Annotated in this window: 13 protein-coding genes and 2 pseudogenes; 9 read left to right on the plus strand and 6 right to left on the minus strand. The window is 69.0% G+C overall.

Annotated features, from left to right (window positions below):
- Positions 1–88 precede the first annotated feature (88 nt).
- A pseudogene (locus C461_RS16295) lies at positions 89–250 on the minus strand (LysE family translocator); the annotation flags it as partial.
- Positions 251–352: 102 nt separating this feature from the next.
- Here C461_RS16295 and C461_RS10200 point away from each other — a divergent pair.
- The 3 genes from C461_RS10200 to cofH all read left to right on the plus strand — a co-directional run bounded on the left by C461_RS10200 (position 353) and on the right by cofH (position 4,253).
- Positions 353–1,351: an HFX_2341 family transcriptional regulator gene (locus C461_RS10200; RefSeq protein WP_008000940.1), complete on the plus strand. Its 999-nt coding sequence runs from the start codon at positions 353–355 to the stop codon at positions 1,349–1,351.
- A 192-nt stretch (positions 1,352–1,543) separates the two neighbouring features.
- A complete protein-coding gene (locus C461_RS10205) occupies positions 1,544–2,596 on the plus strand; it encodes a YihY/virulence factor BrkB family protein (protein WP_049906525.1) in 1,053 nt (350 codons plus the stop codon).
- 232 nt (positions 2,597–2,828) lie between these two features.
- A complete protein-coding gene (gene cofH, locus C461_RS10210) occupies positions 2,829–4,253 on the plus strand; it encodes a 7,8-didemethyl-8-hydroxy-5-deazariboflavin synthase subunit CofH (protein ID WP_008000944.1) in 1,425 nt (474 codons plus the stop codon).
- A 64-nt stretch (positions 4,254–4,317) separates the two neighbouring features.
- On the opposite strand, the gene hmgA is transcribed toward cofH, so the two are convergent.
- Positions 4,318–5,538: a hydroxymethylglutaryl-CoA reductase (NADPH) gene (gene hmgA, locus C461_RS10215; protein ID WP_008000947.1), complete on the minus strand. Its 1,221-nt coding sequence runs from the start codon at positions 5,536–5,538 to the stop codon at positions 4,318–4,320.
- Between the two features lie 69 nt (positions 5,539–5,607).
- On the minus strand, positions 5,608–6,081 hold the full coding sequence (locus C461_RS10220; RefSeq protein WP_008000949.1) for a GNAT family N-acetyltransferase: 474 nt from the start codon (positions 6,079–6,081) through the stop codon (positions 5,608–5,610).
- 133 nt (positions 6,082–6,214) lie between these two features.
- Between C461_RS10220 and C461_RS10225 the strand changes: the two genes are divergently transcribed.
- The 4 genes from C461_RS10225 (at position 6,215) to C461_RS10240 (ending at position 9,695) form a co-directional block, all read left to right on the plus strand.
- Positions 6,215–6,703, plus strand: coding sequence for an archease (locus tag C461_RS10225; RefSeq protein WP_049906536.1), 489 nt, complete (start codon positions 6,215–6,217; stop codon positions 6,701–6,703).
- A gap of 100 nt (positions 6,704–6,803) precedes the next feature.
- Positions 6,804–7,331 carry a hypothetical protein gene (locus C461_RS10230; RefSeq protein WP_049906526.1) on the plus strand — a complete coding sequence of 176 codons (528 nt, stop codon included), beginning with the start codon at positions 6,804–6,806 and terminating at the stop codon, positions 7,329–7,331.
- Between the two features lie 93 nt (positions 7,332–7,424).
- Positions 7,425–8,933 (plus strand): RtcB family protein, encoded by a 1,509-nt coding sequence (locus C461_RS10235; protein ID WP_008000955.1) that lies wholly within the window; start codon positions 7,425–7,427, stop codon positions 8,931–8,933.
- A 72-nt stretch (positions 8,934–9,005) separates the two neighbouring features.
- On the plus strand, positions 9,006–9,695 hold the full coding sequence (locus C461_RS10240) for a hypothetical protein (protein ID WP_008000956.1): 690 nt from the start codon (positions 9,006–9,008) through the stop codon (positions 9,693–9,695).
- 23 nt (positions 9,696–9,718) lie between these two features.
- Here C461_RS10240 and C461_RS10245 read toward each other — a convergent pair whose 3' ends face one another.
- The 3 genes and pseudogenes from C461_RS10245 to C461_RS10255 form a co-directional block, all read right to left on the minus strand.
- Positions 9,719–10,030, minus strand: coding sequence for an MTH1187 family thiamine-binding protein (locus C461_RS10245; protein ID WP_008000958.1), 312 nt, complete (start codon positions 10,028–10,030; stop codon positions 9,719–9,721).
- A gap of 59 nt (positions 10,031–10,089) precedes the next feature.
- Positions 10,090–10,875: pseudogene (locus C461_RS10250) on the minus strand (alpha/beta hydrolase); the annotation flags it as partial.
- A gap of 111 nt (positions 10,876–10,986) precedes the next feature.
- Positions 10,987–11,382: a hypothetical protein gene (locus tag C461_RS10255; RefSeq protein WP_008000962.1), complete on the minus strand. Its 396-nt coding sequence runs from the start codon at positions 11,380–11,382 to the stop codon at positions 10,987–10,989.
- Positions 11,383–11,837: 455 nt separating this feature from the next.
- Between C461_RS10255 and C461_RS10260 the strand changes: the two genes are divergently transcribed.
- The gene (locus C461_RS10260) at positions 11,838–13,025 is read left to right on the plus strand and encodes a DUF4013 domain-containing protein (RefSeq protein ID WP_008000964.1); all 1,188 of its coding nucleotides are present in this window, start codon (positions 11,838–11,840) and stop codon (positions 13,023–13,025) included.
- A 25-nt stretch (positions 13,026–13,050) separates the two neighbouring features.
- Positions 13,051–14,136: mRNA surveillance protein pelota (locus C461_RS10265; RefSeq protein ID WP_008000965.1), on the plus strand; the 1,086-nt coding region annotated here is incomplete at its 3' end.

Consider the following 14,136-nt stretch of genomic DNA (forward strand, 5'->3'; position numbering starts at 1 on the left):
AGATGTGTATAAGAGACAGCTCGGCACCGGGGACGGTCCGGTATATCGCCGCGACGCCGACCACGACGAGCGCGGTGTGAAACAAGATTCCGATCGTGACGCCGAGCGCGGCCCGAAGCCCCGCGGTTCGGTCCTCGAGTCCGCGCGAGATCACGAACAGCGTGTCGGGTCCCGGCGTGACGATGAGCGCCGCCGCCGCCAGCACGAACAGCGCGTACGTCGAGAGGCCGACGGCGACGGCGGGGACCATCACGTGCGAGTGGCGAGCCCGGGGGGTAAAAACCGACCGACGCGAGGTACCGTTCTGGACGAGTCTGCTGGCTTTTATATCCGTGCCCCCGACCTACCGCGTATGCAGACCCACATCGTGCCGGTCGGCTTCGATTACGACCGCATGATCGCCCCGCTCATCCGGGACCAGTTCGACGTCGACCGGGTGATCCTGCTCGAGGGGACGGTCGGGAGCGAGGCCAACGTCGAGTACTCGCGCAACATCGCGCGCAAGCTCGAACAGGACTTCACGAACCTGCTCGGCGCCGAGACGGTCCGCGAGCGGTTAGACGACGTGTACGACTACGACGCCGCCTTCGAGCGCGCCTTCGACCTCATCAACGCGGAGTTGGATCGCGGATCGGACGGCGAGTCCGGCAGCGGCGACGACGAGCGCGAGGTGTGGGTGAACCTCTGTTCAATGCCGCGACCCGTCTCGTTCGCGTTCGCGACGGCGGCGCACTCGATCATGGTCGAGCGACAGGACGACCGCGATCGGATTCACACCTACTACACCGCCCCCGAGAAGTACCTGGAGACGGAACTCGCCGAGGAGCTGCGGGCGACGCGGGACCTGCTGCGGGAGCTGTCCGAGGGCGGCGGCGTCGACGTGGGCAGCAACGGCGGCCGCGGGGGCAGCGACGACCGCGGGGACGACGACGGCGGCGCCGCCGACCGCATCGCCGATCGCCTCGCGACGACGACCGAACTGCTCTCGGAGTTCGACGAGCGGGGGACCACCATCGGCGCGAAGCGCATCGGCGACAGCCACGTGATCGAGCTGCCGGTCGCCTCCTTCCAGAACGTCAAGCCGTTCGAGGAGCTCGTGCTGTTCACCCTCGGGGAGTACGGCGAGTTCGAGTCGGTCTCGGAGCTCGCGGAGACGCTCGCGGCCGACCTCAACGAGGAGTACACCGACTCGTTCCGCTCGAAGGTGATCTACAACGTCGACCGGCTCGGTCCCGGCGGCAAGGGGTACATCGAGCGCGAGGAGCGCGGGAAGTCCTACCGGACGACCCTCTCGCGGATCGGTCAGCTGTGGGTGCGGGCGCACGCCGGCGACGAGCGGGAGTTGGCGTAGGACGCGGTGGATCCGGAAGAGTCAATCATTCATCCGGACCTCGGGACCGTTCTACCCGAGCGAACAGGCGGGTTGTGAACCGTAATATCCCAACATTCGGGAATCCTCGCCCTTTAGAGCGGGGGAAGATGTCAAGCTGACTGAGTTGTATAACCCCCGTCGATTACAATGTTCGCATGCGATAAGTGAGCTATGAACATTCAGTCCGCTGTCCCGCGAGCGAAATCCGCTATGCGGATCTTCAGTGAAAAGAACGTGACGTTTCTCGCTGGCAGTATCGCCTACAGTGCGTTCGTCTCAATCGTTCCACTGGTCATGTTCTTCCTCATCGGGGTTTCCGTGCTCGGCGCGCCCGAACTACAGCAGCAGATAATCGACGTGGCGACCGAAAACGTCTCTCCGTCGGTCGGTGGCATCATCGAGGTGATGATCGAAGAGCAACGTGGGGCCGGTCTCGGCTCGACGATCAGCTCCTCACTCATCGGGATTCTCGTCCTTGTCTGGGGGGCGATCAAGGTGTTCCGTGCGCTCGATACGGCGTTCTCGGAGATCTATGAGACGACTGCCCGGGAGTCGTTCCTCGGCCAGATCAAGAAGAGTCTGGTGGTGCTTTTCACCCTCGGACTGGGCGCCATTGCGATGGTCGGCGCGACTACCGCCGTCGCGTTCTTCTCGTCGGTCCCGTTCATCGGGGTCGTGGCCCCCCTGCTACTGGTCGTCGGTCTCTGTGGCGCGTTCTTCCCGATGTACTACCTGTTTCCGGACGTCGACGTGGCGCCACGGGAAGTGCTTCCAGGGGTGATCGTCGGGGCCGTCGGTTGGGCGATCCTGCAAGTGCTGTTCCAAGCGTACGTCTCTCTGAGCGGCAGCGGCGGCGGGAGTCTCATCGCAGGCATCCTCCTGTTGGTCACCTGGCTATACTTCACCGGTGTCATCCTGTTGCTCGGTGCCGCGGTCAACGCAGTCGGTCTTGCCCATACCGACGGAACCGTTGATGAGCGGGAGGGATCTTCGGTATTGGATACGAAGATGACCCGCGACGAGGCAGCGACGTATCTCCATCGGCTTCGTGAGGATCTCACCGGCCGATTCGAGGGGATGCGGCCGACGAGTAAGGGAACCGTCGCCGAACGCCACCCTCCGAGTGGCGCCATCTCCGTCGCTGAATGGGCCCGAGAAACCGAGGAGGGAACGACTCATGAGGTCCGGTTGGAGTGGGACGCAGACGGCAGCGGCGAGGACTAGCCACGACGGCGATTCACGCGATTGTTCGTTCTCCTCGTTGGACGATAACCGGTCAGCGACCGATTCGAGCACTGTATTCAGCAGGGCCCTGACAGCCTGTCACCGACTGCGGATTCCGACCTCTGTTCACGACCTCCTCGCGCGTGCTCTCGCCGCCGGCGACGCCACCGCGACTGATTTATCAGTGCCGTGACCGTCCCGTTTTTATCCGTGGGACGGGGAGACGTACGCGATGACTCCGGCGCGGGACCCCGACGCGACAGACCGCGACGCCGCCGACCTCGACGACGACTTCGGCTTCGCCGAGCCCTCGACCGACCAGTCGTTCGAGAACGCGCTGGCGAAGGCCCGCGACGGGACGCGCCTCACAGTCGACGACGCGACGGAACTGCTCGCGACGGGCACGGACGTCGACGGGATCGACCCGGTCCGCAAGGAGGCGGTGCTCGAACTCGCCGACCGCCGCCGCCGGGAGGAAGTCGGCGACGAGGTCACCTTCGTCGCCAACCTCAACAACAACGTCACGACCGCCTGCAACACGGGCTGTCTGTTCTGTAACTTCAAGGACTCCGCGCACGCCTTCGAGGCCGACAGCGACGCCGACCACGCCGGCTTCACGAAGACGCCCGCGGAGTCCCGCGAGATCGTCGAGGGCGCCCTCGACATGGGCGTCTACGAGGTCTGCTCCGTCTCCGGGCTCCACCCCGCGCTCGCGTTGAACGAGGAGCACCACGAGATCCTCGCCGCGCACGACGACCCCGCGAGCGAGGTGAACTACAAGCCGCCCGAGCGGTACGCCACCGATCCCGGCACCTACCTCGAGCAGATGGAGGCGATGTCCGTCGGCGGCGTCCACCTCCACTCGATGACCCCGGAAGAGGCGTACCACGCCGCCCGCGGCACCGACTGGGAGTACGAGGCCGTCTACCGCGAACTGGCCGCCGCGGGACTCGACTCCGCGCCCGGCACCGCCGCGGAGATCCTCGTCGACGAGGTCCGCGACGTGATCTGCCCCGGCAAGATCCGGACCGGCGACTGGGTCGCGGCGATGGAGGGCGCGATGGCCGCCGGCCTCGACGTCACCTCCACGATGATGTACGGCCACGTCGAAACGGTCGCCCACCGCGCCGAGCACCTCGGCGTGATCCGCGACCTCCAGGACCGGACCGGGCAGATCACGGAGTTCGTCCCGCTCTCCTTTATCCACCAGAACACCCCCCTCTACCGCCACGGCGTCGTCGACTCCGGCCCCTCCCGCGACGAAGACGAACTCGTGGTGGCGGTCGCGCGGCTCTTCTTGGACAACGTCGACCACGTTCAGGCCTCGTGGGTGAAATCGGGCGACGCGCACGGGCTCAAACTGCTCAACTGCGGCGCCGACGACTTCATGGGGACGATCCTCTCGGAGGAGATCACGAAGCGCGCGGGCGGCGAGTACGGCGAGTACCGGTCGTTCGACGACTACGTCGAGATGATCACGGCGATCGGCCGCACCCCCGTCGAGCGCTCGACCGACTACCGCACCCGCCGACGGATCGACCCCGACGACGGCCCGCACGGCCCGCGGCTCGGCCCCCGCGCCGACGGCACACCGATGCTCTCGGGGCGGTCGTCCGGGCGCGATCGGGCGCCCGAATCGGCCGACGCCGACGACTGAGGGCGTCGACGGCTGAGGGCACAGACGACTGAGCCGCCCTTTCCCACACCGACGAGTCGGGTCCCTACCGACCGAGGTCCGCGTGCGCCGACGAGAGGTGTCTGGAGCCGAGCGCCGCGAGCAGGGAGAGCTCGCCGGCGAGGGCGCCGACGGCGATGGCTTCCGCGAGCGCGTCGCCGTTACTGCCGGCGGGGTCGCCGCCCCCGCGAATCCCCAGAATTTCGAGGCCGGCGGCCTGCGTCGGGAGCTTCGTCCCGCCGCCGACGGTCCCCACTTCGAGGCTAGCGAGCGAGACGGAGACGTAGAGGTCGCCGTCCGGCGTCGTCTCCGCCGTCGTGATCGCGTTCGCGCCCTCGACGACCTGCGCCTCGTCCTGTCCGGTCGCCAAGAACATCGCTGCGACCGCGTTGGCGACGTGGGCGTTGAACCCGAGCCCGCCCGCCTTCGCGGAGCCGACGAGGTTCTTCCGAGTGTTGATCTCGGCGATCGCCTCGGGCGTCGTGTGGAGCCGCTCTTCGACGACCGCGCGGGGGATCTCGACGTCGGCGGCGACCGACCGCCCGCGCCCCTCGACCGCGTTGATCGCGGCCGGCTTCTTGTCCGAACAGAGGTTCCCCGAGAGCGCGACGAGCGAGGCGTCCGTCTCCGCTTCGATCGCGTCGCAGGCCTCCCGCGTCGCGATGGTGACCATGTTCATCCCCATCGCGTCTTTCGTGTCGTAGCGGAACCGCAGGTAGACGTTGTTGCCGACGACGTACGGCGTCACGTCGAGCAGTTCGCCGTGGCTCGTCGTCGACTCCGCGGCCTCCCGGAGCGTGGCCTCGTTGTCACGGACCCACGAGACGAGCGCCTCGGCCTCGGCGACGTCGCGCACCCGAAACACCGGGGCGCGAGTCATCCCGCTTTTGGTCACGCGGGCGGTCGCGCCGCCGGCGTCGGTGACGACCGAACAGCCGCGGTTGATGGAGGCGATGAGCGCCCCCTCGGTGGTCGCCATCGGCAGGTAGCGCTCGCCCGAGAGCGCCCCGCCGTTGATCGCGACCGGACCGGCGACGCCCATCGGCACCTGCACGGCGCCGAGCATGTTCTCGATGTTGGGCGCCGCGTCCGCCGCGTCGAAGCCGTACGTCCCGAGCGCGTCGACGTCTGCGCCCGATTCGTCGGCGACGAGGCGCCGGCGGGCGGCCGCGGCGGTGTCGGCGTCGGCGTGCTCTTCCAGTTCGTGGAAGCGGACGTCGCCGTCGCGGACGCGGGCCGCGAGCGACGCGGGAGTGGGTTCCGTCATGGCCGCGTCTCCTCACGGCGCGCGCTAAGGGTTGTCGGTTCTTGCGGGCGGCCGCGACAGAAGAGCGAGCTAGCGGCTGACGAACCCGGAGAGCCGCTCTCGGAGCGACTCGCCGCCGAGTTTGAGGTAGTAGGCGTCGCCGCCGTCCTCGTAGTAGTTGTCGATCCGCCGGACGACCTCGAAGCCGAGGTGTTCGTAGAACCCGAGCGCGGTGGCGTTGGTGGTTCGGGCGTGACAGGTAACCGAGCGGTGCTCCGACGCGACGTCGGCGACGAGCCGCTCGGCGTGCCCCCGCCCCCGATGGTCGGGATGGACGGCCAGAAACAGGATATATCCGTCCCGGCGGACGGAGGCGAAGGCGACGAGCGCGTCGTTCTCGACGAGGAGGTGCGTCGTCGAGCGGCGGTAGGCGTCGACGAAAAACCCGCGTCGCTGTTGGAGCACCCCCTCGTCGGATCGGATCCGCTCTTTGAGGTCCCACGCCGCGCCGACGTACGCGGATTCGCCTGGCGGATCCGTCCGTTTCTCCACGTTGACGCTCACTGGAGCGAACTAACACGCCAGCGGAATATAACTCCACCGCCACCGGGGAGGGTTGCGGACGCGCGGACGCGAGGCCACGGGAGCGCGCCTATCGATGGAAACACGCAAGCGACTGCGCGCCGATCGGTTCCACGTGCCCTACGAGCTTCGCGATCACACGGCCGACGTCGCCGTCGAGGCGACCGCGCCGACCCTCTCGGAGCTGTTCGCGGCGGTCGCCGACGGGCTCACCGCCGCGAGCTGCGAGACGGTCCCCGAGACGGGCGAGCGGTTCGCCGTCTCCGTGGACGCCGAGAGCCGGGAGGCGCTGCTGTTCGACTACCTCGATCAGCTGATCTACGAGCGCGACGTGCGGCTCGTCTTACCCGCGGACAACCGGTGTTCGGTATCCGGCCCGGACGAGCCCCGAGACGGTGAGTCCCGAGACGACGACGAGACCCCGGACGATGGGACCTCGGACGACGGGGCCTCGGACGACACGGCGTGGACCGTCGAAGCGTCGGCCCGCGGCGTCCCGCTCGGTGACGTCGTCGCGCGGGAGATCAAGGCGGTCACGTACTCCGAGATGATCCTGGAACGGCGGGGTGACGGCTGGTACGCCTACGTCGTGTTCGACGTCTGAACGGCCGGAGGACCGGTGGTCGACGTCTGAACGCCCAGAGGGCCGGAATTCCCGGTGCTGCGGTGAAAACGATTATGATTGCTGAGAACCATGTTGACACATGTCATTAGAAACCGAGCCGGCGGTGAGCGAACGGCGCTGGCGGGTCGGCGCGATCGGCGGCCTCCTCGCCGGGGTCGCGATGGGGATCGTCTTGCACGGCGCGTTGGGGCTCATGCCCACCATCGGCGCGTTGATCGGTGTCGAGACGGTGATCGCCGGATGGGCAGTCCACCTGTTCAACAGCACGCTCTTCGGAGCGCTGTTCGCCGGCATCTTCGACCGGGCCTTCTTCGACGACCTGCGGGTCGACGTCGGCGGGTGTCTGTCCCTCGGCGTCATCCACTCTGCCCTGTTGGGCGTGATCACCGGCGGGCTGCTGTTGCCGACCGCGATCGCGCTCGAGGGCGCGACCTCGCTGCCGGTGCCGACGCTTCCGGTTCCGGGGCTCACGGCGGGGTTCGAGTTCGGCGCGATCATCGCGATCGCGCACCTGATCTACGGGGTCGTCCTCGGCCGCGTCTTCGCCGCGCTCACCCTCGCCGACGGCGGGATCGAGTGGCTGCCGATCGACCTCGTCGAGCGATAGCGCACGCAGGGTTCGAGCCGCGCCGTCACGCGGCGTCTCGCCGCCTCGTCGCCTGACGCAACGCCCTTCTTCCCCCGCGCCGAACGCCAAGGCATGACCACGCGCGAGTTCGACGGGATCCGACTGGAGAAGGTGCGAGAACACGTCTGGGAGATCCCCCGCGAGGGCGACATGAACGTCCCCGCCCGGGTGCTCGCCAGCGAGGAACTGCTCGGAGAGATCGGCGAGGACAAGACCCTCCAACAGCTCAAGAACGCGACGCAGCTCCCCGGGATGGTCGAGCCGGCACTCTGCATGCCCGACGGCCACCAGGGATACGGCTTCCCGGTCGGCGGCGTCGGCGCAATCGACGCTCGAACCGGCTGTATCTCTCCCGGAGCGGTCGGCTACGACATCAACTGCGGCGTCCGAATGGTGAAGACGAACCTCACCTACGACGACGTACGCGGCCGCGAGGAGGAGCTCGTCAACGCTCTCTTCGAGGCGATCCCGTCGGGGCTCGGCGGCGGCGGCGTGATCGACGGCGACGCCGACGCGATCGAAGGCGCGCTCGAACGCGGCGTCGAGTGGGCCGTCGAAGAGGGGTACGGGATCGAAAGCGACCTCACCCACTGCGAAGACGAGGGGCGGCGGCCGGACGCCCGACCGGAGTACGTCTCTCAGAAGGCGATCGACCGCGGCCGCAACCAACTCGGATCGCTCGGTTCGGGGAACCACTTCTTGGAGGTCCAGCGCGTGACGGACGTGTTCCTGGACGACGTCGCCGAGTCGTACGGGCTCGCCGAGGACGCGATCGTCGTCCTGATCCACTGCGGGAGCCGCGGGCTCGGCCACCAGACCTGTAACGACTACCTGCGCCGGATCGAAAAGCGACACGGCGACCTCCTCGATTCGCTGCCGGACAAGGAGCTCGCGGCCGCGCCCGCCGGCTCCGCGCTCGCCGAGGAGTACTACGGCGCGATGGGCGCCTGCATCAACTTCGCGTGGGTGAACCGACAGCTGATCACCCACCAGACCCGGGAGACGTTCGGGGAAGTGTTCGACGCCGATCCGATCGACGACCTCGGGATGGAGCTCCTCTACGACGTGGCTCACAACATCGCCAAAAAGGAAACGCACGAGGTCGGCGTCGACGAGGACGGCGTCCCGGCGGTCGGCGACGAGGCGGTCGACCGCGCGGAACGGGAGCTGTACGTCCACCGGAAAGGGGCCACGCGCGCGTTCCCGGCCGGCCACGAGGACGTCCCGGCGGTGTACCGCGACGTCGGCCAGCCGGTGATCATCCCCGGGAGCATGGGCGCCGGCTCGTACGTGCTCCGCGGCGGTGCCGAGTCGATGCGCGTCTCGTTCGGCTCGACCGCCCACGGCGCCGGCCGGCTGATGAGCCGGACGCAGGCGAAACAGGAGTTCTGGGGCGGCGACGTGCGGGACGACCTCGAATCGGGCCAGCAGATATACGTGAAAGCGCAGTCGGGCGCGACCATCGCCGAGGAGGCGCCCGGCGTCTACAAGGACATCGACGAGGTGATCCGCGTCAGCGACGACCTCGGCATCGGCGACAAGGTGGCGCGGACGTTCCCGGTCTGCAACATCAAGGGGTAGCGCTGCCCCGACGTCGCGTCGTCGGCCCTCTCCGGCACCTTATCACCGATACCGCGGCCACTCCGCGTCGAGATGCCGGATCACCGACGCGACGACGACTCGCCCAGTACGGTCTCCAGACGCTCGTTCCTCGGCGCCGCGGCCGCCACGATCGGCGGGAGCCTCGCGGGGATCGGCGCCCTCGCCGCATCGAGCCGCCCGGCGGCCGCGGTCGACGGCGATCCGGCCGCCTTCGAGGCGGGCGACGCGCCGACCGTCACCAGCAACGAGGGACGAGTCGAGGCCGTCTACCTCTCACCGGCCGTCGACGTGTCGTGGACGGATTTCTCCGAGGGCGTCGAGACGGTGACGCTCGTCCTCGCCGTCGGCAGCGACGCGGGCGTCGACGAGGTGTATCGAGAGACGCTGAGGGCGGCCGATCCGGAGGCGACGCCCGGCGAGGTCGCCTCGATCGACGGGTTCGACGGCGAGCGGTCCGAGTCGCCGCCCGACTTCGGCGCGATCGACGGCGGGCTCACGGCGACGTTCGAACGGGCCGACACCACGGAGCGGGGCGACGCGGTGACGAGCGAGTCGCTCTCCGCCACCGGCCTGTCCGGCGGCGAGACGGACACGACGACGCTCGACGTGGTGTTCAGAGCCGACGTGAGCGGCGGCGGTGACGAGGCGAGCGTCGTGCGGACGACGACCGTCGACGTGGCCGTGACGAATCCGGCGGGTGATACGAGCGCGGGCGGTACCGTGGAGGTGGACACCGCGTAGCGGTCCCGGCTCTGAATCGCCGGTTACCGCTCTCTACTCGCCTCGCGGCCGAGATGCTCCTCGACGGCGGCGACTTTGTCGGCGGCGGTGCCGTCGCTGGTCCGCTTGTCGTCGAGTTTCAGGACCGTCGAGACGCGGTCGCCGTCGACGGCGTCGTGGGCGGCCGCGGCCGCCGCGAAGATCGTGTCGGCGTCGTCGGCCTCGATCACGGTGCCCATCGGGTTCGTCTCGTAGCTCACGTCGAAGTCGTCGAGCGCCGCGACGGCCTTCGCGACCTCGCCGGACATGCTCCCCTCGATCACCGGGGCGACGCTCAACAGCGCGATGGCGGTCATACGCGGTGATCTGTTCCGCGATCACTTAATTTCGGGGCGAGCGTCCGGCCGACACCGAATCAGCGGTCGAGCGCGTCCCGCAGGAACGAGAGCTGGTGACCGATCGCCGGCTCGAAGTCCTCGCCGAGCGGCGAGAAGTGGTCGGCCGGCATGGTGACGACGGTTCCCCGCGCCAGCGTCGCGCCCGCGTCGACGACCGAGTCGACGTCGACGATGGCGTCGTCGGTGCCGGCCAAAAGCAGCGTGGGCGCCCTGATCTCGTCGAGTCGCTCGACGGGGCGATAGTTCGCGACCCCGAGCAGCGACCGCGCTGGCGTCTCGTTGCGCCACGTCGACGAGCGGTCGACCAGGTCGAGGTACTTCCGTTTCGTTCCCGGCTCGGTGATCGCCGCGAGCTCCTCGGTGTCGCCGACGATGGGAACGCTCCGCCCGCGACCGATCCGGTGGCCGACGAGGTCGCGGAGCCCCGCGAGTCCGGAGCGAACGAGGTAGCGTCCGCCGCGGCGCCGGGCGATCGCTCGCCCGTCGAGCATCGGAACGGCCGCGATGACGGCGTCGACGTCGCGACGCTCGGCGGCGAGCGTGAGGACGTGTGCGGCCGACAGCGACGCGCCCCAGAGGACGAGCCCGCGACCGACCGCGTCGACGCGCTTGACCCGGTCGACGGCCGCCTCGTAATCCGCGCGCTGGTTCGCCGGCTGCACGACCTGCGAGTCGCCGTCCGAGGCGCCGAACTCGCGGTAGTCGAACAGCAGGGCCGCGTAGCCGGCGTCGGCGAACCGCTCGGCCACCGCGGGGTAGCCGAAGCTCCGTTCGGCGCCGAGGCCGGGAGCCATCACGACCTGTCTCTTATACACATCTCTGAGCGGGCTGGCAANCGATCTCGCGGGTGGCGAACCGCTCGCGGGGCGGACGGGAGAGTCGCCGCTGGGACCGGTTCACCGGGTTTCTGCGGGTCACGCTTCGTCACCGGACGCGGCTTCGGGACGGGACTGGTCGTCGCCGTTCTCGTGTGTCAGCGTCTCCAGGACGCGCGTCGAGAACTCCGTCTCGGAGATCTCGTAGCCGATGAGCGCCTCGAACCACGCCGCCTCCGCGTGCCACGTACCGAGGACGTCGCCGGGCGATCGCACGACGGTCGCCTCGACGCGGACCGGGTCCCACGCGTCCGCCTCCGCCCGGTCGATGAGCGCGTTGAGCGCGCGTCCGATCTCGCCGTGGTGCACCTCGCGGCCGGGGAACGCCGTCATGTACGTGAGATCCAGCGGGTCGCCCTCGTCGATCGATTCGACGCTGACGCCGTAGCTACGGAGCGCCGGTTCCACCTCGGTCGTCCGCTCGTCGCCGGTCATAGGTGAACGACGGCGGGGCGGGATAAATCGGTACCGGCGTCCGTTCGGTGCTTGGCGGTCGCTCCGTGGTTCCGAGGCGGGCGCGGCGCGCGAGAGGTTTTCGAGCGACCTGCGAGAGCGGATCGTGAGTTGATCGAGAGTCGATCGAGCTGAGTTGATCGACAGTCGATCGAACTGAAGTTGAACTCGTGGGTGACACGCGTCTAACTCGCCGTCGAGCGCTCGAACGGAGCAGAAAGCCGCGGACGGGGAGGGCCGCCACTGACGGCGGCCGGGATCGATTTTGTCAGAGGCACACGATTGTCCCGCGCGGCCGGCTCGTAATACTCCCGCAACCGATATAAACGCTCGGGAGGCTGCCGATATCACGCGTCGGCGTATCCGGCGGTCGAACGGGCCCCGTCATCGGCGTGCGAGCGGGCATCACTTATCAGTGTCGCGGGACACGATCCGGTATGCTCAACCGGGCGCTGACGTCGCTGGGACGATCGGCCGACGGTGTCGGCGTCCTCGTCGTCGGCGGGGTGTTGACCCTGTTGGCGTGGACGGTAACGCCGGTCTGGCTCGGCGGTGTCCTCGTCTTCCCGCCGCTCCTCGTTCTCGCGCCGCTCGCGCTCGCACCGGCGCTCGTCGGTCGCGGCTACCTCTTCCGGGTGCTCGCCGGCGGCCTCGCGACGGGGAACGCCGACGGGGCGCCGCCGTTCGTCGGCTGGGGCAAACTGTATAAAGACGGCGTCGTCTCGGCGCTCGTCAGCGCGGTCCTCCTCGCGCCGCTCGCGCTCCTGTTCGGGCTGGTAGGGGTCGCCGGGGTCGCACTCGGCGTCGGCGCCGTGGACCCCGTGTCGGTCGCCGCCCCGTTCGCTGGCGCGCTCGGTCTGGACGGGCTGGTGGTGTTCGTCGGACTCGCCGGTGGGCTGCTCGCGATGGTCACGGCCGCGTACCTCATCGGATTCGCGTACGTGCGGCCGGCCGCACTCGCCGCCGTCGCCGCGTCGGGCCGCCTCCGCGACGGCCTCCGTCCGAAACGAGTCCGCGGGGTCGCGGGGTCGGGCGCGTACGTCACGGCGTGGGTCGTCGCGGCGGTGAGTCTGCTGGCCGGCTACGCGCTCGCCGCCCCGTTCGTCCCGGTGTTGATCGGCATCCCGCTCGTCTTCGCGACTCGAGTGGTCGCACACGCGCTCTACGGCCGGGGCGCGGCCGGGGCGATCGGGTCGCCGAATATTCCGTCGGTAGCGGTCGGTGCCGGGGCGGCGGACACCGGGGCGGCGGACGGCCGGTCGACAGCCGCCGGAGAGGCAGACCGCGACTCCGAGCACCAGATCGATCGGCGGCGGCCCGCCGAAGCGTCCCCGACGGTGCAGACCGGTCGGGGCGTCTCGTTCGGCGGCGACGTCCGCGGGCTCATCGACGGCGACGGTGGGGTTACCGACGGCGACGGCGGGCGAAATGCGGACGGGGGCGACGCGACGGGCGGCAGGGAGGCCGCCAAGGAGGCCGACAGGGATCTCGACAGGCATACCGGCGGAGCGGACGGCGATCCGGGGGGTTCCGACGGCGGCTTCGAGTGGATGACGGACATCGAGGACGGAACCGGCGGAACGGTCCGCAACGCGGACGGCGGGCATCCAGAAGACAAGAGTTGATACCGCGCCGTTCGAACCGTCACCCATGCGCATCTCCGACCGGGGCTACGGCGAGGAGGGCCGGGAGCGGCTCACGCTCGTCCCCGAGAACGTCGACGACCTCTGGCACCTCGCGCACGTCCTCGAACCCGGGGACCTCGTCGAGGGCGACACCACCCGCCGGATCCAGCGGAACGACGACCAGATGCGGGACACCGGCGGCCAGCGCGAGCACCTCTTCGTCACCCTGCAGGTCGACGACGTCGAGTTCGCGCGGTTCGCCAACCGCCTCCGCGTCTCGGGGGTCATCGTCGGCTGCTCGCGCGAGGACCAGCTCAACGCCCACCACACGCTCAATGTCGAGGAGCACGACGAGATTACGGTCGAAAAGCACTTCAAACCGGACCAGACCGAGCGCTTAGAGGAGGCGACGGAGGCCGCCGAGAACCCCGACGTCGCCATCGCGACCGTCGAAGAGGGCGCCGCCTACGTCCACACGGTCCAGCAGTACGGCACCGAGGAGTACGCTTCGTTCACGAAGCCCACCGGGAAAGGCGAGTACTCCCGCCCGCGCGAGGAGCTGTTCGCCGAACTCGGCGAGGCGCTCGCGCACCTCGACGCCGACGCCGTGATCCTCGCGGGGCCGGGCTTCACGAAGAACGACGCGCACGACTACATCACCGAGGAGTACTGCGATCTGGCCGACCGGATCACCACGGTCGACACCTCCGCCGCCGGCGACCGCGGCGTCCACGAGGTGCTCAAGCGCGGTGCCGTCGACGAGGTCCAAAAGGAGACGCGGATCGCGAAGGAGGCGACCCTCATCGACGACCTCACCGCAGAGATCGCCCAGGGCGCGAAGGCGACGTACGGGCCCGAAGACGTGGCCGAGGCCGCCGAGTTCGGCGCGATCGAGACCCTCCTCGTCGTCGACGACCGCCTCCGCACCGAGCGGCAGGGCGACGGGGACTGGTCGATCGACGTCAACGAGGTCATCGAGTCGGTCGAACGGCAGGGCGGCGACGTGGTCGTCTTCTCCTCGGAGTTCGCCCCCGGCGAACAGCTCTCGAACCTCGGCGGGATCGCCGCGATCCTCCGGTATCTGTCTCTTATACACATCTCTGAGCGGGCT

Origin of the sequence: Halorubrum aidingense JCM 13560 (genome assembly GCF_000336995.1) — an archaeon.
Lineage (GTDB): Archaea > Halobacteriota > Halobacteria > Halobacteriales > Haloferacaceae > Halorubrum > Halorubrum aidingense.

Bases quoted from the DNA above. Each gene is read 5' to 3' on its own strand.
- C461_RS10200 (WP_008000940.1), top strand. From the start codon at position 353: ATGCAGACCCACATCGTGCCGGTCGGCTTCGATTACGACCGCATGATC.
- C461_RS10205 (WP_049906525.1), top strand. From the start codon at position 1,544: ATGAACATTCAGTCCGCTGTCCCGCGAGCGAAATCCGCTATGCGGATC.
- cofH (WP_008000944.1), top strand. From the start codon at position 2,829: ATGACTCCGGCGCGGGACCCCGACGCGACAGACCGCGACGCCGCCGAC.
- hmgA (WP_008000947.1), bottom strand. From the start codon at position 5,538: ATGACGGAACCCACTCCCGCGTCGCTCGCGGCCCGCGTCCGCGACGGC.
- C461_RS10230 (WP_049906526.1), top strand. From the start codon at position 6,804: ATGTCATTAGAAACCGAGCCGGCGGTGAGCGAACGGCGCTGGCGGGTC.
- C461_RS10235 (WP_008000955.1), top strand. From the start codon at position 7,425: ATGACCACGCGCGAGTTCGACGGGATCCGACTGGAGAAGGTGCGAGAA.
- C461_RS10240 (WP_008000956.1), top strand. From the start codon at position 9,006: ATGCCGGATCACCGACGCGACGACGACTCGCCCAGTACGGTCTCCAGA.
- C461_RS10245 (WP_008000958.1), bottom strand. From the start codon at position 10,030: ATGACCGCCATCGCGCTGTTGAGCGTCGCCCCGGTGATCGAGGGGAGC.
- C461_RS10255 (WP_008000962.1), bottom strand. From the start codon at position 11,382: ATGACCGGCGACGAGCGGACGACCGAGGTGGAACCGGCGCTCCGTAGC.
- C461_RS10260 (WP_008000964.1), top strand. From the start codon at position 11,838: ATGCTCAACCGGGCGCTGACGTCGCTGGGACGATCGGCCGACGGTGTC.